This window comes from Fodinibius salinus, assembly GCF_008124865.1.
GTDB classification, from domain to species: domain Bacteria; phylum Bacteroidota; class Rhodothermia; order Balneolales; family Balneolaceae; genus Fodinibius; species Fodinibius salinus.
On record NZ_VNHY01000001.1, the window covers coordinates 992682 to 1013253 of the forward strand.

15 protein-coding genes are annotated in these 20572 nt (G+C 41.2%); 4 read left to right on the plus strand and 11 right to left on the minus strand.

All coding sequences use genetic code 11. From position 1 onward, the window contains the following. Positions 1 to 138: 138 nt before the first annotated feature. Positions 139 to 1413 (minus strand): NAD(P)/FAD-dependent oxidoreductase, encoded by a 1275-nt coding sequence (locus LX73_RS04490; protein WP_148898262.1) that lies wholly within the window; start codon positions 1411 to 1413, stop codon positions 139 to 141. Between the two features lie 275 nt (positions 1414 to 1688). Between LX73_RS04490 and LX73_RS04495 the strand changes: the two genes are divergently transcribed. Beyond that, positions 1689 to 2573 (plus strand): universal stress protein, encoded by an 885-nt coding sequence (locus LX73_RS04495; protein WP_148898263.1) that lies wholly within the window; start codon positions 1689 to 1691, stop codon positions 2571 to 2573. 16 nt (positions 2574 to 2589) lie between these two features. On the opposite strand, the gene LX73_RS04500 is transcribed toward LX73_RS04495, so the two are convergent. Further along, complete coding sequence (locus LX73_RS04500; RefSeq protein ID WP_148898264.1) at positions 2590 to 3414, minus strand: SAM-dependent methyltransferase; 825 nt, start codon at positions 3412 to 3414, stop codon at positions 2590 to 2592. Between the two features lie 99 nt (positions 3415 to 3513). After that, on the minus strand, positions 3514 to 4470 hold the full coding sequence (locus LX73_RS04505; RefSeq protein ID WP_211359356.1) for a glycosyltransferase family 2 protein: 957 nt from the start codon (positions 4468 to 4470) through the stop codon (positions 3514 to 3516). 89 nt (positions 4471 to 4559) lie between these two features. Between LX73_RS04505 and LX73_RS04510 the strand changes: the two genes are divergently transcribed. The 3 genes from LX73_RS04510 to LX73_RS04520 all read left to right on the plus strand — a co-directional run bounded on the left by LX73_RS04510 (position 4560) and on the right by LX73_RS04520 (position 9494). Continuing rightward, positions 4560 to 4880, plus strand: coding sequence for a MerR family transcriptional regulator (locus tag LX73_RS04510; protein WP_148898265.1), 321 nt, complete (start codon positions 4560 to 4562; stop codon positions 4878 to 4880). 54 nt (positions 4881 to 4934) lie between these two features. Beyond that, the gene (locus tag LX73_RS04515; RefSeq protein WP_148898266.1) at positions 4935 to 5810 is read left to right on the plus strand and encodes an MBL fold metallo-hydrolase; all 876 of its coding nucleotides are present in this window, start codon (positions 4935 to 4937) and stop codon (positions 5808 to 5810) included. Positions 5811 to 6122: 312 nt separating this feature from the next. Further along, on the plus strand, positions 6123 to 9494 hold the full coding sequence (locus LX73_RS04520) for a DUF4175 family protein (RefSeq protein WP_148898267.1): 3372 nt from the start codon (positions 6123 to 6125) through the stop codon (positions 9492 to 9494). Positions 9495 to 9590: 96 nt separating this feature from the next. Here LX73_RS04520 and LX73_RS04525 read toward each other — a convergent pair whose 3' ends face one another. From LX73_RS04525 to LX73_RS04560, 8 genes are all read right to left on the minus strand, one after another. Next, positions 9591 to 10349, minus strand: coding sequence for an HAD hydrolase family protein (locus LX73_RS04525; protein ID WP_148898268.1), 759 nt, complete (start codon positions 10347 to 10349; stop codon positions 9591 to 9593). 56 nt (positions 10350 to 10405) lie between these two features. Then, a complete protein-coding gene (locus tag LX73_RS04530; protein ID WP_148898269.1) occupies positions 10406 to 10759 on the minus strand; it encodes a four helix bundle protein in 354 nt (117 codons plus the stop codon). 19 nt (positions 10760 to 10778) lie between these two features. Further along, entirely contained in the window at positions 10779 to 11798 is a 1020-nt protein-coding gene (locus LX73_RS04535) for a vWA domain-containing protein (RefSeq protein ID WP_148898270.1), read from the minus strand. A gap of 96 nt (positions 11799 to 11894) precedes the next feature. After that, a complete protein-coding gene (locus LX73_RS04540; protein ID WP_148898271.1) occupies positions 11895 to 13220 on the minus strand; it encodes a glycerate kinase type-2 family protein in 1326 nt (441 codons plus the stop codon). Between the two features lie 351 nt (positions 13221 to 13571). Then, positions 13572 to 14114 (minus strand): archaeosortase/exosortase family protein, encoded by a 543-nt coding sequence (locus LX73_RS04545; RefSeq protein WP_148898272.1) that lies wholly within the window; start codon positions 14112 to 14114, stop codon positions 13572 to 13574. Between the two features lie 470 nt (positions 14115 to 14584). Then, entirely contained in the window at positions 14585 to 17050 is a 2466-nt protein-coding gene (locus tag LX73_RS04550; RefSeq protein WP_148898273.1) for an SLBB domain-containing protein, read from the minus strand. 474 nt (positions 17051 to 17524) lie between these two features. Beyond that, positions 17525 to 18769: an MraY family glycosyltransferase gene (locus LX73_RS04555; RefSeq protein ID WP_148898274.1), complete on the minus strand. Its 1245-nt coding sequence runs from the start codon at positions 18767 to 18769 to the stop codon at positions 17525 to 17527. A gap of 108 nt (positions 18770 to 18877) precedes the next feature. Next, positions 18878 to 20245 (minus strand): nucleotide sugar dehydrogenase, encoded by a 1368-nt coding sequence (locus tag LX73_RS04560; RefSeq protein ID WP_148898275.1) that lies wholly within the window; start codon positions 20243 to 20245, stop codon positions 18878 to 18880. Between the last annotated feature and the right edge of the window lie 327 nt (positions 20246 to 20572).

Consider the following 20572-nt stretch of genomic DNA (forward strand, 5'->3'; position numbering starts at 1 on the left):
TCATTCGTATCCCTTCGGTATTTAAAACGACGGGCAATCGCATAGGTAATCCTGCCTGCGGTAATAATGCCAATTCTCAGCTCCCTGTTAAACTTTTGAAAAGATATTTTACTTATTTACTAACGGGGATGTGAGAATTTAAATCATGGTTCGGTCAGCTATAAACTCTGACATTGGTAATCCCCATGAAGGAATTTTCCCGCCTGTGGTATAGTACATTGACTTGAATCCCATCTTTAACATATGAGGGGTATACCCCATCTTTAATATACTTGTATCTCCACCCCACCATTCATCAGTATGCATATAGAAACCTTTATGGTCTCCCATATCTCCCATACAAACGAGCTCAAACTCTAGGGGGTCAATCTTTTCATCCGGATCATAACCGCCAATCTCTTGTCCCAGCACTTTGGCCAGTACTTCTGCCTCCATGTGCCCTAAAGACCCAATTTTGGGAACTGTTATCGAAGCAGCATCACCCACAGCAAATACTTCAGGATAATCCGGATTTCTCATGTGAAGATCAGTTATAATAAATCCTTGATCATCGCTGATTGGTAGCTTTTTCAAAAAGTCATGGGCCTCCCAGTTTGGAAAAATAATTTTCATTTCTGCTTCGAGACTACTGCCGTCTTCAAACTCAATACCATCCTCATATAAACGTTTTATACCCTTGGTATTGGCCTGATAGCCATATCCCATCTCGTCAAACATCGGCAGCAGCTGATCTAAAATTTGCTCACCAGCATCTTCTGCAATAACCTCAGCAGGTGTAAATAACGTGATGTTTTCCGGTCCCCCTAATCCTCTTTTTTGGAGCCATTCCGCCATCGAAAAGGAAATTTCTACCGGAGGACCTTCGCAGGCTGCTTCGGCTGTGGGAATGTCGGGGAGTTTATCACTCTTTCCCTGTTGAAAGTAATCGGATCCAATAACAATAGGCCCTCCCTTATAGCTACCATCATGTAAGTAACGACGTACTTTATCACCATAATACGTATCAGTGAACGTATGCCCATACTTGCCGAACCCTTCTATGTCATCAAATGCCAGCTTGTTGCCCAAAGCAATAACCAGATAATCATAATCAATTTCTTCTGTTGCAGACCCGGATCGTTCTACCGGTTTAAAGTCAACAGATTTGGTTTCCACATCTATTCCCTGCACCTCACCCTGAATAAAATCGATATTGTCGCGATCCAGAAATTTGATAAAGGGTAAATGTAGTGAGCGCTCCGGATTGTTATTATTCCAAACTTCAATGGGAATATTTGGAATAAACGCAAGATAAGGTTTGCGATCCATGCAAGTGATCTTAACTTCGTCACCAGCATATTCACGTATATAACGTGCTGTTGTTAATCCTGCAAAATTACATCCTAAAACAAGTATATGAGGTTGGGCAGCCATAATGGATAGTGGTTACTTACACTTTAATTGTAATGGTAATACTTCAACTTAATTTGAAGTATGCATTTTTACAAATAAAGTATTAAAGAATCTTAAATCTTTATTATCTTTTTGGGTGCCACTAACTTTCTTCCAAAATCGTGTAAATATTATTTAGCTGTAATAAAACAATTACTTAAATTTATTATCTTCCCCTGTTGAGACGGGTGCTTATCCACAAATACTATTGGGCTTGCATCTTATAAGAACAGAAATTTATAAACGATTACACAGATATGGCTTTTTCAATTGATCGTATTTTCTTTCCTACAGACTTTTCTAAAAATGCTGAACAAGCATTGCCATTTGCTGCAGAAATTGCACTTAAAACTGGTGCTAAACTGACGCTATTCCATGCCAGCCAGGAGGCAATGGATATAACTCCTGATTTTGAAAAGACCCGTGATCAGGTTATTGATGATAGCTCCAAAAACTTTGACAAACTCTTAAATAGCCTTGAAGAAGATCGATACAGTAGTTTAGAAATTTCAACGATTGTACAGGATGGACAGACCGTAACGGCATTACTTAACCAGGTCAAGGAACGCTCTACAGATCTTATTGTAATGGGCACAAAAGGCGTGACAGGTGATCGTAACGCTATTTTAGGAAGTGTGGCCTCTAGCGTTATTCAAAAATCACCTGTTCCTGTGTTAGCCATTCCGATCGCCAGCAGCCTAGATAATTTTAAGAATATGATTTTCACCAGTGATTATAAGGAAGGAGATTTAACGGCACTATCCGACTCCATCGATCTTGCAAAGCACTTTGATTCTTCCGTTGAGGTACTACATGTGAGTGATCAGAAAAGCATGGAATCAGAAATTAAATTCCGTGGCTTCCGAGACCTTGTAAATGAATATATCAACTATGACAAGATTTCTTTTCATCACGAGTTTGAACTGGATTTCTTCCCAACAATCAGCCAGTTTTTACCAGATCGGGCGGATTCACTATTGGTAATGGTACGGTACAAAAAGTCGTTCTGGGAAAAACTGACAAACCGTAGTCTTTCCAAAGAAATGTCTTTCTATTCGAAAGTGCCTCTGTTGGTGATGATGGGAGATCAAAGCTCAAAAGTCAACACAATTCTGGAAGAGTCCGAAGAAGAAAGCAGCTAAAAGTCGTTTCTCCAGTTTATTTTTTTTGACCTAATGCATAAATACCTGTTCCGCTTGTATTCGGTTCATTTAGATCGAGCCACATAAGTACAAGACCTATAGGAAGCATTAGCAAATAATAAACCATTAGAATCGGAAGTGCCCACATACCTATACTGTTAAGCCACAACATGGGATATTTGATAAGGATTTCCCATGCGATATGACCGTTTTCGCCATAAGTAAATGCAATATGCACAGGTTTTAAGCCGGCAGACAATAGCTTCTGCCGAAGGTCTTTTTTTGAATATCCTACCCGCGCATGCTCATCCACAAAAGAATCATCATCCCCCGCATCCTCTTCTGAATATATCGAGGGAGAATGCATCAGAAAAAAGCCATCCTCTTGTAACGATTGCTGCATATTCTTCATTACCTTTACATCTTCTTCGATATGCTCCAGTACATCAATGCAGATAATAAAGTCAAATTCCCGATCATATTTTAACTTACGTAAATCAACCTGTTCAAAAGTAATACGACCGGCCTTAATTTCTTTTTCAAAATAGGCGCGTGAATCCTCCAGGTAATCGGCTTTAACATCAACTGCTTTCACCGTCACATTCTCAAACTGTTGCAGTATAAAGCGGTCGTACTGCCCAAATCCCGATCCCGCATCTAACAACTTCCATGGCCCCTCTGCATCAAGCTTGGAACCAAAACGGCGAAGCACCGCACGTATATACCAGCTGCGTAGAAAAAAAAGATCCAGCAGCATATAAAAAAGGGTACGTAAAAATCGAAATCGGCGAATAAAATTTGCAAACCGGTCTTTAACCGGGTCGTAAGCAATACGACTCATTAATAGATATTGTCAAGGTTCAAAAATACAATTGAAACTCGTTGTGTAGCAGGGCACCAAAACGAGATAAAAAATAATACCAAGATTTTAACTTCATCATCAAACACGCTCTTTGATATTAGGTTTCTGCTGCTTTTCGTTCCGCTTTTGTATGAGCTCTCCCAAAAATCCAATAGAAAATATCTGTGCTCCCAGTACCATCAGCATTACCCCCAATAGTAGCAGTGGACGATCCCCAAGCGGTTGGCCATAGAAAATTTTATCAATTGTCAGATATAAATTAATGCCACCTCCGAGGATCAGGAACAAAAATCCCAGCGTACCAAAAAAGTGCATGGGACGCTGCAGATAACGATTCACAAAAAACAGAGAAAGCAGGTCTAAAAATCCGTGCATAAACCGTGATAGCCCAAACTTAGTCTCTCCATATTTACGAGGATGATGTTCAACGACTTTTTCCCCGATCCGGTCATATCCTTCTAATTTTGCAAGAAAAGGGATATAGCGGTGCAGTTCTCCATACAGATAAATGTTTTCTACTACTTCTCGACGATATAACTTAATTCCACAGTTAAAATCATTAAGATCAATGCCGGTTACCAGCGAAGTTACTTTATTAAAAAATCGGGAAGGCACAGTCTTTGAAATGGGATCATGACGATCTTTTTTCCAGCCGCTGACCAGATCAAGCTGTTGCTCTTTAGCCTGCTGAAGCATTTCCGGGATCTCAAATGGGTCGTCCTGCAAATCGGCATCCATGGTTGCAATAAAATGTCCGTCAGCCTTTTCAAAACCGGCCTGTAGTGCTGTACTCTTGCCATAATTTCGCTGCAGCTGAATACCCGAGACCTTTTCCCTGGATCTGTTCAATTCTTTGACAACTGCCCACGAGTTATCTGAGGATCCGTCATCTACAAAAATAAGCTCAAAGGTATGTTCATTCCCTATTGCCTCGTGGACTTTATCTGTCAACTCAGCTAGAGATTCAGCCTCGTTATACAGCGGAATAACAATACTCAGCTCAATGTCGGAGGTATATTTATTCTTTTCTGACAATCGGTTGTTAATTATTTTATGACAAAGAGTTAGATATAATCACCTAGATCATGTATAATAAGCAATAAAGATACATTTTTAGATCTCTTATGAAAAAACTTTATTACTCCATCGGCGAAGTCAGCGATATTACCGAGGTAGAGGCCCATGTGTTACGCTATTGGGAAACAGTGTTTGACGAATTGAATCCTCAAAAAAATAAAGCCGGTAACCGCACTTACAAAGAGGAAGATATTGAAACCATTTTGAGACTCAAAGAACTCATCCAGGACAAAAAGTACAGTACCGAAGGTGCACAACAGGTATTGGCCCAAGGAGATGAGCAGGAAAATGAGACGGTACCCATTAGCGTAAAAAAGGATCTCAAAGAGATCCGCGTATTTCTCAACAACCTGCTGGAAAAGCTCTGATTAATCGCCCGGCTGATTAACAAACTATTTTTTCAATTAAATGTTTGATTGTCAATGAATCTATCGCACATCTCTCTTGGACATTTTGACCTTTACAGTATTGAAACTGGTCGCTTTCGTCTTGACGGCGGCGCCATGTTTGGGGTAGTTCCGAAGACACTCTGGTCGCGCGCTATTGACGTTGACGACAAGAATCGCATCCCCATGGCCATGCGCTGTTTGTTGATTAAATCAAACAAGTCTGGACGTACCTATCTGATTGATAACGGATCAGGAACAAAGTTCAACGATAAGTTTGAAGATATTTATCAGCTTGACCATGAGCACAGCAATTTGCTGTCTTCTCTTTCTCATCACGGTTTTGACCCAGAAGATATTACTGATGTTATCTTTTCGCATCTTCATTTTGATCATTGCGGCGGTACCACATACTACGATGAGGACAACAACCTGCAGCATCAATTCCCAAACGCAACCTATCATGTTACCGAACGGCATTTAGAAACGGCTCAAAACCCCAATGCCAGAGAAAAAGCCAGCTTTTTGCCTGATAATATTGAACCCATTGCGAATTGGGATAAGCTCAACACTGTTGATGAGTACCATACCTACGAAAAAGGGCTTGATGCCCTGCCGGTCAACGGACATACGATCAGCCAACAGCTTCCCCGAATCACAGCCGATGATAAAACAATAGTCTTTATGGCAGATCTCGTTCCCACCCACATTCACCTGCCACTGCCCTGGGTCATGGGATATGATATGTATCCGGTAAAAACGCTGAATGAAAAGCAACAGTATTTAGATCAAGCTGTAGAAAACGATTGGTTTCTCTTTCTCGAACATGACGCTGAGGAAGAAGTCATTACGGCATCCAAAGAAAATGGTAAATATGTTGTTGATGAACGCTTACGGCTGAATGATATATAATGATAACATTGCCAGAGGTTGACATTATCTTGTAATAGAACCTGTATTGGGGTTCTAATAATATGAACTTGCAATGGTCATCCCCCTTGCACAAAATCCACTGTGCGTTTGCCTTTTATAAGAATCAGGAGGATGATAAACCGATAGTAGATATAACTCACGACGATTTATTATCGTTTGTTCGTTACTATCTACCTCAAAAATCTTTATCATACTGAAGTATCCAGACTTTATACTCAGCTTAAAAAATCTGACCCCAAATACCAGAGGCAGAATAACCACAAAACCCTCTAAACTCCGAGACTTATCCAGATGAACGTCGATGAGCAAACATATGAGCGGATGCAGCACCTCATCTCGGTGATACAAAAGCACCTAACGTCGTTAGTACGCAGAAAACGGATGCTGGTCGGGTTTCTCTTTTTTATCATCTCCCTCGGTGGTCTGCTTCTCGGCAGCATTGCAGAAACAGTATTTTTCTTTCCTGCATGGATAAAAGTATCAATCTGGCTGCTTTTGGTTGTATCTGCCACAGCCTCATCCCTTTATCTTTACAGCAATCTGCCAGACCGTTCCTTTGAGACCTTTTATCATCAATTTGGGAAATATCACAACCTGCCTTGGCTCAGCAATGCCCTCGATCTTTATTATGATGACACTACCGATCACTCACCTCTACACGATGCTGCAATCCGGCAGAATCTTGACAATTTATCTACTGACGAAGTCCATACGAAGCTTAAAGATTTCATCAACGATCACCGTATATACAACTGGTTCCAAAAAGCAACTGCAGCTTTAACTGTAATTGTAATTACGCTTATTAGCTTCGCAATATGGCAACCGGCTACGATCAATCGCATGCTCCATGCGGGGACAAACTATATGCCGCCCAATCCTTATCAATTTACCATTGATCCGGGATCAATTACGCTGGAACAAGGTTCCTCTATCACACCAAATATTACCTTTCAGGGAGATATACCCGAAAATATCTCCCTCGCTTTTAAGACTGATATAGAAAAAGAGTTTCGGCGGCGTAAGGCTAACTCTGTCAACAATAAGACTGCTCGCTTTTCTCCTGTCTCTATTTCAGCTGATGGGAAATATTATATTACGATGGATGGATTTAAGAGCAAAACATTCGACATTTCAGTACAGCTTCGTCCCCGTTTCGAAGAGCTGCAAGCCAAGGTTGTACCTCCTCCCTATACCAGGCTGGATACCAGCTCATACCGCTATCCCTTTTCTAAAATACAAGCCTACAAAGGCTCAAAAATCATTCTTTCGGCCACTACGAACAAAGCTATAGCAGAACTTAACTTGCTTCAAACGGGGGCAGAAGATACTACAAAGAAACTTACTACTGCTGATTCACTCACCTATCAACATACATGGACGGTCACCAGTACAGACACTATTTCTTTTAGGATGAGTGACCAGGCCGGGCTTACAAATGACAACAAATTCCGATTTGTGATAACGCCCAAAAAAGATCAGGATCCATTCGTCAATCTCATTGAGCCGGGCCAGAATATTCGCATGAAGACACCTGAAAATATTTCACTGTTATACGAGGCAGGCGATGATTTTGACTTAACTTCGGCTACACTCAACTACCGGCTGCAGCGTGCATTTACAGATAAAGCCCAAATCCGCTCTATTTCTCTGGGAAAACCTGCAATGAATCGCGAAGAACATTATGACTGGAATATCCCGGCATTAGATCCCAAACCACGCGATGTTATCACCTTCTGGATAACGGTTACTGATAATGATGCGACCAATGGATATAAAAAAGGACGATCACAAAAGCTCACCATCACTTTTCCATCAACTACGGAATATATGGATGAGCTGGAAACAAAAGAGGATGACATCACCGAGTCTATGGATAAGGTGTCAGACTCTTTTGATCAGATGCAAAATCAGTATCAGCAGTTTAAAGAAAACCTCAAGCGAAATCCCGAGACCAACTGGAAGCAAAAACAACAGCTTGAAGATGTACAAAAACAAAAACAGAAGCTGAATAAAGAAGTTGAAAAGCTCAATAAAAACTTTGAAAAAATTCGAAAAGAGATCCAGAAAAATGATGCCCTGTCACCTGAGACCATGAAGAGTTATCAGGAACTGCAGAAATTGATGAAAGATATTGACGATCCCGAACTGTCGAAAGCGCTGGAAAAACTGCGCAAAAATATGGGACAAATGACTCCCGAGCAGATGCGAAAGGCATTGGAAGAATACGAATTTAATGAGCAGCTTTACAAAGAGCGTATCAACCGTACCAAAGAATTGTTTAAAGCGCTAAAACTCAACAGCGATCTGGATAAAATGGCTAAATCGCTGGAAAAATTGGCCGAACAGGAAAAGGAAATAAGCCAATCAAAGCAATCCCCGAAAAATGATTTAGAACAACAAAAGTCAGTTTCTGAAGACTTAAGCCAACTGCAGAATAAGCTGGACTCTCTGGACAATGTTGCTCCTAAAAAAGCCAGGAAAGAAATCAATAAGCTGCAAAAAAACACTGAGAAACAGATGAATGAGACCCGGGAGAATATCAAAGAAAATATGCAGCAGCTGCAAAACCAACAACAAGCACCTAAATCAAGTCCTGAAACGCGCCAACAGCAACGCAATATTCAAAAGCAAATGCAGCAGATGGCGCAACAGATAGAAAGTGCTAAGCAAAAAATGAATCAGCAACAAAGACAGATTAATAAGCGGGCACTGGAATATGTTTTATACTCACTGCTCAATCTCTCTACCAACCAAGAAGAGTTAACCAAAGAAACTGAAAACCTGCCGCCACGTTCACAGGCATTTATTGAAAAGGCGCGGCAAGAACAAAATATTCGTCAGCAGTTTGCTGCTATATCTGATTCACTGTTTCAGCTTTCGGCCGATATTCCAAGCTTTTCAAACCAGATCAACAAAAAGAAAGTTGAGATCAATAATAAGCTAAATCGAGCAGTTACAATGCTCTCTGAACGTAATAAATCTAATTCGACTTTTGCTCAGCGACAGTCACTGGGAGGCATTAATACCTTGGCAACAATGGTTGCTTCACTGCTGGATCAGCTGCAAAATCAACAAGGCGGCAGTGGAGGCGGCATGATGAGTATGCAACAGTTTATGGAACAGATCAAAAAAATGTCGGGGCAGCAGCAAAAGCTGAACAAGCAAATCCAGCAAATGATAAATGACATCCAGGGTGAACGGCTGAGCCGCGACCAGATGGAGCGACTGAATCAAATGGCGAAGCAGCAAAATAAAATCAGGAAACAACTAAAGGAATTACAGCGGAACGGAGAGCTGGAATCCGGTGATCGCGTACTCAGTGAGCTTGAGCGTATGTCTAAAAAGATGGAAGATGCTATTAACGATCTGCGCGGCGGACAGCTTAACGGGCAGCTCATGCAGCGCCAGAAGAATATTTTATCAAGGATGTTAAGTGCACAAAAGGCCGTGCAGGAACGCGGTAAGGAAAAGCGCAGAGAGGCTACAACAGCCGAAGAGATGCGAAAAAGCACTCCGTCCGACCTCACCATCGAAGAGCTGCAGCAACGCATTCGCAAGATGCTAAACGATCCCGACTACACGAAATTTACCGATGACTACCAGCAGCTTGTCGAGCAGTATTTTAAGCTGCTAAAAGAACAAAAAAAGGAGACACTTAATTGATTGCCCAAATTCTTAAAATGATTAACTCCTGACACACCCCGACCTCCGCCCAAATTAAGCCACTCCTCTTTTTAGAGGGGATATATTATGAAAAAACTACTCGGCATCTGCTAACATCTTTCTATTGTCTTGAATAACGGTTCGATAGGCCTTTAGGAGTGCCCGGGTGACTGATTCCTCCAGCACTTCAGCATGTTCCTTTACTTCTTCGGCAGCGTTGTTTGGAGCAAAAGCACGTCCGACAATTTTTAAGCCGGAGATGTCTCCGCTACTGTCTCCAATGTAAGCCGCTTCCGAAGGGGCAATATCCATCTGATCGCACAGTGCCATAATACCATTTTTCTTGGTATTATTCTTTAGTATCACATTGATGGATACCTCCGTTTGATGGACTTCAAATCGTGGATATTCGGCTTCTACATATTTTTTGATTGTTGGATAGATATCATCAATCACATTTTTTTCTAGATGAATAATACCGGCATCCATCTTTTTAGTAAACTCGGGCACAAGACCATCATCCAAGGGCATAATCTTTTCCTTCATCCAATGTTTAATTTCTGCTACTTGTTGGGCTGCCTTTTCATCAAAACTCGGTAGAAACTGTATGTTATTATCTTCAAGTGTATATATTCCCGCACTTTCAAAGACCGTTGGGCGATCAATACCCAGCCACTGGACTACAGCCTCAACATAAGATAAGGGGCGTCCGGAGCAAATCGTTAACGGCGGAACGGCCATATCGTGAATACTCTGCTGATTAAGTCGTCGAATTTGTGAAAGCAGTTCCCAATCCGGCGTCTCAAAAGGAATAGATAGGCAACCGTCGATATCGGTAATGAAGAGTTTTATCATTGAAGCAAGAAGTGATTATGTGATTACGTAATTAAGTGAGAGTAGAACTTTTATTATCAATTCTTAGATTTGACATGATGATATAATCCTGATAGTTGGCTTGATACCTTTGCAATAAGCTCTACCAAATCAGATATGTCTTCTATGTAATTTTGCCGTTTAGATATTATAAGCTGTGTTTCTAGTTCGCTAAGCGATCCTTTGGCTATATTTATATGATGAGCAAATTCCGCTTGACTCGTTCTTGCGGCACCTTCTGCCACATTACTAGGTACGGATATTGCTGAACGTCTCATCTGTGATGTGAGTCCAAACTTCTCTTCGCCAGGAAAATTATCGGTTATTTTATAAATCTCATCGACCAAATCCATTGCATTTTTCCAAGCATCCAACTTATAATGTGGTCTCATAACAAAATTACTTAATCACCTAATCACGAATTTTAAACTTAGGAAACACCATCCCGAATAGCATAAAAAGGAGTCCAATTGCCGCCAGCCACTGGTACTGATTTTTATAATCCGCGTACTCTTGACTGGCAAACTCTCCTTGCTGCAGCTCATCGAGCCGACCTAAAAACGAATCAATGCCCGAGCCACCGCTGCGAATTTCATAATACTCTCCATTCCCCTCCTCTGCAATTGACCGAAGCACATCGGGCTGTAATTTCGTAGTCACCACCTCTCCATCTTCGTTACGTTTATATCCCATCAGAGAACCGGAATCACCATAAAGGGGAATCCTGGAACCACTGCTGGTACCAATACCCAAGGTATAAATTGAAACATTTTGATCCCGAAGTTGCTGCAGGGCACTGCTATAAGATTCACCATGATTCTCTCCATCCGAAATAATCAGCATCACCTTTGCAGCATTACCCCCCTTATCCTCTTTTATAGACCCAAAAGCTTCGGAAGCCGTTTCCATGGCAGCACTGAAATCAGTAGATGAAGAAGGCATTTGTTTAGTCTCGGCAATATTCAAAAACAGCCGAAGGGCCGAATAATCGAGTGTCATTGGTGCTTGTAAGTACGCTTCACCGGTAAATACAACCAGCCCCACCCGGTCTCCATCCAGCCGTTCAATGAGCCTGGTTACTTCGTACTTTGCTTTTTCGAGCCGACTTGGCTTTACATCTTCGGCATTCATGCTGGCGGAAAGATCAAGCGCCACAAGCAGGTCCACGCCCTGCCGCTTCACCTCTCGTACCTCGGTACCCAGCTTCGGGCCCGCTGCCGCAATAATAAGCAATCCAATGCCAATATAGATTGCAATGTGTTTAATGCCTTTGCCCAATGGCCAGAATCCCGACCGCAACCGTTCAAAAAGATCAGAGCCAAAGAAAGAAATGCGTTTTTCATTAAGCTGTTTATTATACCACCAGCTTGCTGCTATCAATAACGGAATAAGCAAAAGAAACCATAAATACAGACCATCTTGCCAAATCATAATACCAGGAAATTTATGCTACTTTAAAATCAGACAGAGAATAAATAACTCCCAAAGATATACCAAATTGTGTTCCGTTGATCACTCAGTCAGTAACTAATTATACGCAACCAACACCAGAACCACATCCATAAGATTATTACCGGTAGATCCTGTTTTCAAATGCGTTTTCATTTGTTCATGAAAGTGATACGAATCGTTACGATCCAGATATTCCTGAGGGGTGTTACCCTGACGTTCTGCTTTCGGAATTGTACTGCTGTCCACAATGGCACCTGCCGCATCTGTGGGGCCGTCGATACCGTCAGTGCCCGCACTCAGCCATGTCACATTGTTAAGATCGGCAATTTTCATGCCCCCACGCAATGCCAACTCTTGGTTACGTCCCCCCTTACCGTCGCCTGTAACCTCAACCGTACTTTCTCCATAAAAAACAAATAGCTTGCCAACTGTTTTATACCCCTTTTCACTTTGGATATAAGTCCGCACCTTTTTTGCAATATCCGATGCAACCTGTTCAACATCATCATTAAAAGGATGTGAAGATTTGTACACATCTAGCCCGCGGGACTGTGACAACGAAACAATCTTTTGGGACAGCTTTTTTGCTGAACTTATGATACACGAAAAACTATTGGAAGAATTACTATCGGCCGGTACTTCTTCAATATCACCGTCCATCCCCTTGCTGATATGCTTCTGTACTGACAACGGTATTTTTTTCCACAGGTTATAGTTTTTGAGAATTTGAAAAGCATCCTCAAAAGTTGAGAATGCCGCCGCCGTAGGTCCGCTGCCAATAACTGAAATATCATCATGCGGTACATCAGAAACAGCCAGGGTCCCCACCGTTGCATCGGGATGTAAATAACGTAGCAGCTGTCCGCCTTTAACCTCAGAGCAATGCTTGCGGACAGTATTTATCTCCTCAATGGCCATGCCTGAGTGGTTTAACAGTTCGTAGGCCCGACGAAGATCCCCAATTCCGATACCATCGGGCGGCCGGCACATCAACGAGGAAGTACCGCCGGAGAGTAATACGAGCAACAAACCATTTTCAGGAACAGAACGCACAAAACTTAGTGCTGATTCTCCTGCCTCCAAGCTATTTTGATCAGGCAAAGGATGAGAGGCTAATAGTATATTATCAGCAGCAAATGTACTTGTATCAACAGAATCCGGAGTAATCACCAAGCTTCCTGAAACGTAATCCTGCAATATATTCCTTGCTGATCCATACATTGGAACTGCAGCTTTCCCCACTGATAAAAGATATATGGGATGGTCTGAAAGGTTAATTGTTCGACCACAAACCTGAAGCCTATTTTGATCAACCGACATTGCATTGGTTACAGCCCGAACCGGTGAACAAGCTTCGAGAGCAGTCAAAAATATTTCTCTGACAGTGTTTCGAGCATCCATGAGAAAATCACATCTTGTTTGCTGGGACCGTAGATAATAATAAAAATGTCGGCGCTAAATACGTACTTTTTGCATCCACAAATATAATCCCTGCTTCAGGGAAAAGGTACCGCAAAAGAAATAAAGAATTTCTTGGAACCAACTATCTCCGAGGCAAGCCTGCGGAGTATTTTGCTGGTTCCATCTTGACCTGAAGATCAAAACCCGAAATTCTGTTATTTAGATTCCGAATCAAGTTCGGAATGACATATTTTTTGGACTCCGACGCAAAGCATCGGGGAATTCTATTTATTAAAATACAAGGCTGCTGTTCTGGGACTGTGAAATCTAAACGGCCACTTTAGGATATTGCTACACCTCAGTTGGGAAAAGCTCGGTCTCATCGGCAGCTTTTTTCTCTTCTCCACCAATGTTTATCCACACTATCGCCAGGACAAGAATCACCAGATAAAAGGTGGCTGTAGTAAAATAGTTGTGCATAAAATCAAAAAAGCCGGGCCAACTCACTTGTGCTATTGCCAATAGCACACTGCGAAAAATATTTACCAAGTAGATAACGCCAATCCCAATGATGATAAATGCTATTCGTGGTATCCACTTGCCCGGATAGGCAATTACAAATCCAACAAAAAGTCCCAGAGCAGTAATACCACTGCTGCCGTCGGCTAAAAAGATTCCCGGTGACTCACCAATGCCAAAGAATCTGCCTGAAGCATATACTTCATAGTCAAACATCTCAAGGATGCCGGTAGAAATAGAGACAATATTGGTCGTTAGCCAGGCGTCCAACGAACCTTTAGGAAGCAGCCAAAATTCATAAATGAGATACCAGCAAATGTATATCCCCAGCACCTTTAAGATAAACTGTCCAACCTTTGGTTTAAACCACTTCATATACCCCTATTTATTGGGCTTTGCAAAACTATCTTCATCTTGTCATTCTGAACTTGTTTCAGAATCTCACATGCAGTTTTTGACGTTTAACCAAGATCCTGATCCTGAAAGTTTTCGGGACAGGATGAGAAGCTAAGTTTTACAAAGTCTTCTGTTTATTTAGGTTCCGTGCAATATATCAGTTTGGCATAAATGCTCGAAATAAAAAATGGAAATGCCTCTTGCGGGCCTGCGGGGGGGTATCCAGAAGCTACGTACAAGTACTCCGTTTAAGCCCCACTCGGCTACGACTACACAAATTTTTCGTTGTCCTTTGGTGGGAGTCGCTTTATAAGTTTACTGAACAACAGTTACGCATATTATCATGTGAAATTATTACCAAAACCGTTGGGGATACGTGAGCTAAGGATATTACAATTGACTAGCAAAAGCTTTTGAGAGACCCCCGGGCGATAAATAGATGCCCGTTTTTAATTGCTCCGTATCTGGAAAATGGTATTACTTACAATTGCAGCCATTGAAACGATCGTAGAAAGAATTCCTACACGTTCCTGTGTGGTAAGTCTTTGTTTATTCTCTTTTTCAGGAACATAAATTGTGGCACCGGGACGTACGTCAGGATAATTTTTGAAAAACAAGAAACTCCTTGTGCGATCCACTTCGCCATTTGCATAAACAATATAGGCTTCTTTTGGCTTTCCTAGATTGGAAGCACCACCGGCAGCACGTATATAATCTTTCATCGATAATTTTTTCTCGTACCGAACACCAACGGGATATAACACTTCACCTGCTACCTGTACCGTCTGCAGTTCTCTTGGAATTTCTAACACATCTCCTTCTCTAAGAATTAGATCTTGCTCAGAACCCGGATTGTTGAGTATTCTTTCCAGTTTGATACCTACCTTAGTCTTCTTTTGCTCAATTTTTTTTCCTGAACTTTCAGCTCCATCACGAATATTGATAAGCGTGGTATCTATTTTTTGACCGGTTTTTCGGGTTAAGTTTGCCCCCTGCGGATATGCATAGTCCGTAATACCACCGGCACGCTGGATCAAATCTGATATACGAGTTCTCTTTTTATCTAAGGTATACGTTCCCGGGAATAAAACCTCTCCTTTAACCTTAACCTCTTCTTGTTTAAAGTAAGAAGGAGAATTTCGCACATATACCTTGTCAAAGGGTTTTAATGAGAAATTAGCTGCTTTATCACCCAGCTCTAAATTCTCATTCACGCGAAACCTAAATATTTCAGCCGTCTCCCGGGGTACAAATGTTGAATCTCCACCTGTTATTCGTCGCGATACTTCTACTCGGTACGGCGCTGCTGATTCTTTAAATCCATTAGCTTGCAAGATGATATCTTCAAGTGACATATCTTCGGCATAGCTAAAACTTCCAGGATCCTGAACTGCTCCCACAATATTAACTGTATAATCTTCACGCAGATCAAAAATAGATGATATTTGCACAACATCATTACGCTGTAGTGGGATATCATGCTGCTCGGGATTGTTCATCAGTTTTTTCAAACTAAATGGGATAGCTTCGGTCGTTAAATCCTCTTGTTCACGGAAAATAAGTCCCCGATTCATAAATACATCTTCTTTTAAGCCCTCTGCCCTCTGGATGAGTGAATATAAGGTGGTAGAATCGGCAAGCTGATAGGATCCAGGGCGAAATACGGCCCCGTTAATCTCAACTTTATTTTCAAACCGACTTAATACTTTGGCTACCCGTACGCTATCACCATTCTGGAGCTTAAAACCACTTTCTTGCGGATATGATATATCATCAATCCTTTTTTGCGTATTAGTATTACCCCAAACTTTAATACGCTTGGTGTAAGCTTGATTCGAAAATCCCCCTGCAAAAGTTAATAAATCTTGAATTGTCTCACCCTCTTTTAGCTCAAATAATCCTTTTCTCTTTGCCTCTCCACTTATTGCTACACGGTTATCATAGGGAGGGACCTTAATGATATCCTGGTCCCGCAGGCGAATATTGCCTTTTTGATTACCATCTACTAAAAAGTTATAAATATCGAGTGTTGCAGCGGTACTATCTCCCCTGATAATTTTAATATTTCGGAATGTCCCCAATGAATCCGGTCCGCCGGCAGAATAAAGTGCATTAAAGGCTGTTGCCAGCGAAGGCAAGGTATATGTTCCCGGGTTACGTACTTCTCCAATAACAGTAACTTTGATACTACGGATATTACCGAGTGAAATACGTGCCTGTGTATCTGTTGGCTGATCGCCATCTGCCTGCAAGCCCGAATAAATTTTACTTAGTTTCTTCCGAATACGATCACGAGCTCTTTTAATACTCAACCCATTTACATAAATAGGGCCTAAGTTTGCAAATGATATTGTCCCTTCTGGTGAAACAGTAAGCCGATATGTTTGTTCAGCAGCTCCCCAAATGTCAATCACCAACTCGTCACCCGGACCAAGCTGATAGTTTTCAGGAGTGGGAATATTTAATGATGGGGAAAAATTTATTTCTTCACTCCGAAAAATATTAGCACCAAATATTCGGCTTTTCTTTCTTCTGAACTTTTCAAACTCATTTTTTAAATACTCTGTGGTATCTGTAGTAACCACAGAACGTAGTGTAGGGTTACCCTCTTGTTGGATACCTTCTTGTTGGGACGGTCCCTGCGAACGTATCTCTCGCAACCGCCGCGACAATTTTTGTACTTCTACCGGAGAAACACCACGGGCAATAGCCATCCTTTCAATATCAGAAATCGAGTATCCCTTGTTTTGAGCTCGCTGCCATAACTGCTGAATCTGTTGGTCTGAAAGCTCATCAGCCTTTAAATTCTTAAAATCAATAGAACTTAAATCTTGCGAAAGGGCACTAATTGTAAGAACAAATAAAAAAGAAAAAAATACTGCTGCCGTACGAAGTAGCTGTTGTTTACTCACCATCTGACAAATAAGTAGTGAAAATTGAATGCTTTTTAAATGAATGGAAAAGTAACAAATATAAGCTAAAAGGTACACTTCATTTTTTGACAGTTTCATGTGTCTCTCCCCAATCCTAAATTCTCGGGATCGCCCCTTCCGGTGTTCTGTTCCAGGAGGGAATATTCCGTCTGGCCGTTGCGGACTTAAAGGGGGAAGTGGAGCGAGCGTATAACTAACCGCCTCCTTGCCTTCGACTATGCCCTGCGGGCTGCGCTCAGGCGGGCGGAGGTTGACTGGGGAATCAATGCAGACCGTAGGTTCAAGATAACATTAACTATCCCCCTCCCGGGAGGGGACTTTCTCTCTGCCTTTACTCCAATCCGCGGTCATCAGTCATTTGTCAACAGACATCTGTCTCCCTTAACAACAAAAAAGGCACATCCTTTCGGATATGCCTCATATATCATTATATAGTCAGAAATTGCACTCTAAATTCTAAACTACCATACTGTCTGCTTCTTCTCTTTGCTCTTTTGTATCAGAAAATGCGTTTTGAGAAGCTACTTCACTTGTAGCAGTATTATTTATAGGAGTCGTTTCATTGTGATTAAACTCAATACCCCATTTTTGTCTTCGATACGCCTGCCAGTTATATCCAAAGAGGGATGCTAAGACCCGACGTTTAAACCCATTTGTGGGTAATATTACGATGCTGCTGAATAGCAGAATACCCAATAAAAGATTAACTCCGATATTAAATAAAGAAAGCGTAGCCATGAGGCTCACCAGCGCAATACTTTCTGCATACAATAACAGCGATGCATTTTTATGTGACAGCCCCATTCTTAGCAGTTCATGATGAATATGATCTTTGCCCGGCTCAAATATTGAACTTTTTCTACGAAGCCGTTTAAAAACAACGCGTAGCGTATCAAAAAGTGGTAGAGCCAAAATAGATACCGCTAAAATAGGGGCAGCGTTACCAAATAAAGAATAAAACTCAGGATAGCTGCCTAAACCTATAAACTGAATGGCTTGTATGGACAATAAAAAGCCCAAAATCATTGATCCGGTATCTCCCATAAAAATAGAAGCCGGACTAAAGTTATAATAAAGGAAACCCAGCAAAGCCCCGGCCAAACAAAGTGAAAAGACCGCCATTGATAATTGACCGGTATAGAAGAAGGCACCCCCAAATAAAAAGGAAGATATAACACCAACACCACCGGCCAGGCCATCAATACCATCGATAAGATTAACGGCATTAATAACGCCAATGATTGTAACAAATGTCACAATAACTGCGGCCCAGTGCGGAATATCAGCTAGCCCCAATACTCCCTGAAAATCAGATATAAGAATATCAGATCCAAATATGACCAAGGCTGCAGCCGAAATTTGGGCAATGAGTTTCTTTTTGGCAGAGAGAACAACCAAGTCGTCTTTTAAACCAATAAAAAACAGGATTAAAAGTGCTGCAACTATATACGGAAAACCTTCTATAATATTTGCCCATGGGTTTATCGCAAAACTCAACAAAAAGGCAAAGAATATAGCAACGCCCCCCAATGTGGGAATGGCTTCAATATGTAATTTTCTATTATGATCTGGCTGGTCAAAAAAGTGATTTTTTTTAGCTGCCCTTATAATAATTGGTATAGCGTAATAAGATGTAAGGCAGGAAAGTAAAAAAGCAACTCCCAGTGCCATCCAGTCATACAACAGTAACGTATTTTCCATATACTAATATTTTCTTTAGCGTCTCTTGTTTCAACAACAAATTAATGGTTTAATAGGTTTATCACAATTATCTGCTTTTATCAATAATAACTAGTGTAAATCATTAAATCACGCCTTCCAAATATGATCTTCATTCTTCGCCCATTTTGGCTTTACGGCATTTCTAGAATCAATAATACAGTCGGTCCATTCTGCCAGCTTTAGGTAGTCAATATCTGAATGATCGGTCGATATTACAACGCAGTCAAAACTATTTATTGTGTCTTTATCCCATTCTACACTTTTCATTCCTGTCCATTCGTCATGTTCTCTGGTAGGTTTTATTTTAGGAATGTGGGAATCATAATACGATACATCTGCCCCATATTCTTTAAGCAAATCCATAATCTTAAAAGTGGGTGACTCTCTCATGTCGTCTACATCCGGCTTATAGGCCAAACCTATAACAAGAATATTGCTCCCATTCATGGCTTTTTTATGAGCATTTAATGCTTTGAGCGTCTGGTCAACAACATATTGGGGCATAGAGGTATTAATCTCTCCGGCCAACTCAATAAAGCGCGTATGCTCTTCATATTCACGTGCTTTCCACGTCAAATAAAAGGGATCAATAGGAATACAATGGCCCCCTAATCCCGGACCCGGTACAAATTTCATAAAACCGAAGGGTTTAGTATCTGCTGCATCTAAGACTTCATGCACATCAATATCCATCTCGGCAAAAACTACTTTTAACTCGTTGACAAGGGCTATATTAACAGCTCGAAATACATTTTCGGTAATTTTTACCGCTTCGGCTGTTTTAGTATCCGATACCGGTACTGTTTCTACAATTGATGTATCATACAACGCACAGGCTAATTCAATTGCTTCTTTACTGTGCCCGCCCACTACCTTGGGAATCTTAGAGGTATTAAAACTGGGATTCCCCGGATCTTCGCGCTCGGGACTGTATGCCACGTAAAAATCTTCGCCGGCCGTTAAACCGGATTTTGATTCCAGGATCGGAATTATCAATTCTTCGGTAGTACCGGGATAGGTTGTTGATTCTAAAATAACGAGCTGACCTTCACGCAAATGTTCTCCAATAGTCAGGCAGGTCTTTTCTATATACTGCATATCTGGTTCTCGATGATGATCTAATGGAGTTGGGACGCACAATAACAAAGCATCCGCTTCAGAAATGCGGTCAAAATCAGTGGTAGCATCAGATCTGTTACTTCCAGCAAGTTTCTGCATCATTTCTTTACCCAGATGCTTGATATAGGGTTCTCCCTCTTCGATACATTTTATTTTGTCTTTATCAATATCAAAACCCAACACCGGCATGTTGCTACTGTGGAAGGTCCACATTAAGGGCAGACCCACGTAGCCGAGCCCAACAATGCCTACGGTGTAATTTCTTTCTTCGATCTTTTTAAGTAAATCACGGAAACGATCAGTTTGAATATCTTCTTGTTGAACGGTATCAGACATATGGGTATTAATTAGGAAATGCTCTGTTAATTTTGATACTGAAGATAGCCAAGTTTAGCTAAAGTGTACATCAAAGCACAAAAAAAATCATACGTACTTTTTGGAATGATAAAGCTGTCCATATTTATGACCTCCGGTTTGTGTTGTTCATTTTGGCTTGATCCAAGGGTGTATATTCATTTTTTGTGACAAATCCCGTATAGACAGGACCAGAAAAACTGGAGAATCAAAACAGTCCCCGGCTGAGAATTTTGCGGTCTGCAAACTACATGTATTTTAATGATCTTTGCCCTGAGGGTAGTAGATACTTATTACTCATCAGTATAA

Bases quoted from the DNA above. Each gene is read 5' to 3' on its own strand.
- LX73_RS04490 (WP_148898262.1), bottom strand. From the start codon at position 1,413: ATGGCTGCCCAACCTCATATACTTGTTTTAGGATGTAATTTTGCAGGA.
- LX73_RS04495 (WP_148898263.1), top strand. From the start codon at position 1,689: ATGGCTTTTTCAATTGATCGTATTTTCTTTCCTACAGACTTTTCTAAA.
- LX73_RS04500 (WP_148898264.1), bottom strand. From the start codon at position 3,414: ATGAGTCGTATTGCTTACGACCCGGTTAAAGACCGGTTTGCAAATTTT.
- LX73_RS04510 (WP_148898265.1), top strand. From the start codon at position 4,560: ATGAAAAAACTTTATTACTCCATCGGCGAAGTCAGCGATATTACCGAG.
- LX73_RS04515 (WP_148898266.1), top strand. From the start codon at position 4,935: ATGAATCTATCGCACATCTCTCTTGGACATTTTGACCTTTACAGTATT.
- LX73_RS04520 (WP_148898267.1), top strand. From the start codon at position 6,123: ATGAACGTCGATGAGCAAACATATGAGCGGATGCAGCACCTCATCTCG.
- LX73_RS04525 (WP_148898268.1), bottom strand. From the start codon at position 10,349: ATGATAAAACTCTTCATTACCGATATCGACGGTTGCCTATCTATTCCT.
- LX73_RS04530 (WP_148898269.1), bottom strand. From the start codon at position 10,759: ATGAGACCACATTATAAGTTGGATGCTTGGAAAAATGCAATGGATTTG.
- LX73_RS04535 (WP_148898270.1), bottom strand. From the start codon at position 11,798: ATGATTTGGCAAGATGGTCTGTATTTATGGTTTCTTTTGCTTATTCCG.
- LX73_RS04540 (WP_148898271.1), bottom strand. From the start codon at position 13,220: ATGGATGCTCGAAACACTGTCAGAGAAATATTTTTGACTGCTCTCGAA.
- LX73_RS04545 (WP_148898272.1), bottom strand. From the start codon at position 14,114: ATGAAGTGGTTTAAACCAAAGGTTGGACAGTTTATCTTAAAGGTGCTG.
- LX73_RS04550 (WP_148898273.1), bottom strand. From the start codon at position 17,050: ATGGTGAGTAAACAACAGCTACTTCGTACGGCAGCAGTATTTTTTTCT.
- LX73_RS04555 (WP_148898274.1), bottom strand. From the start codon at position 18,769: ATGGAAAATACGTTACTGTTGTATGACTGGATGGCACTGGGAGTTGCT.
- LX73_RS04560 (WP_148898275.1), bottom strand. From the start codon at position 20,245: ATGTCTGATACCGTTCAACAAGAAGATATTCAAACTGATCGTTTCCGT.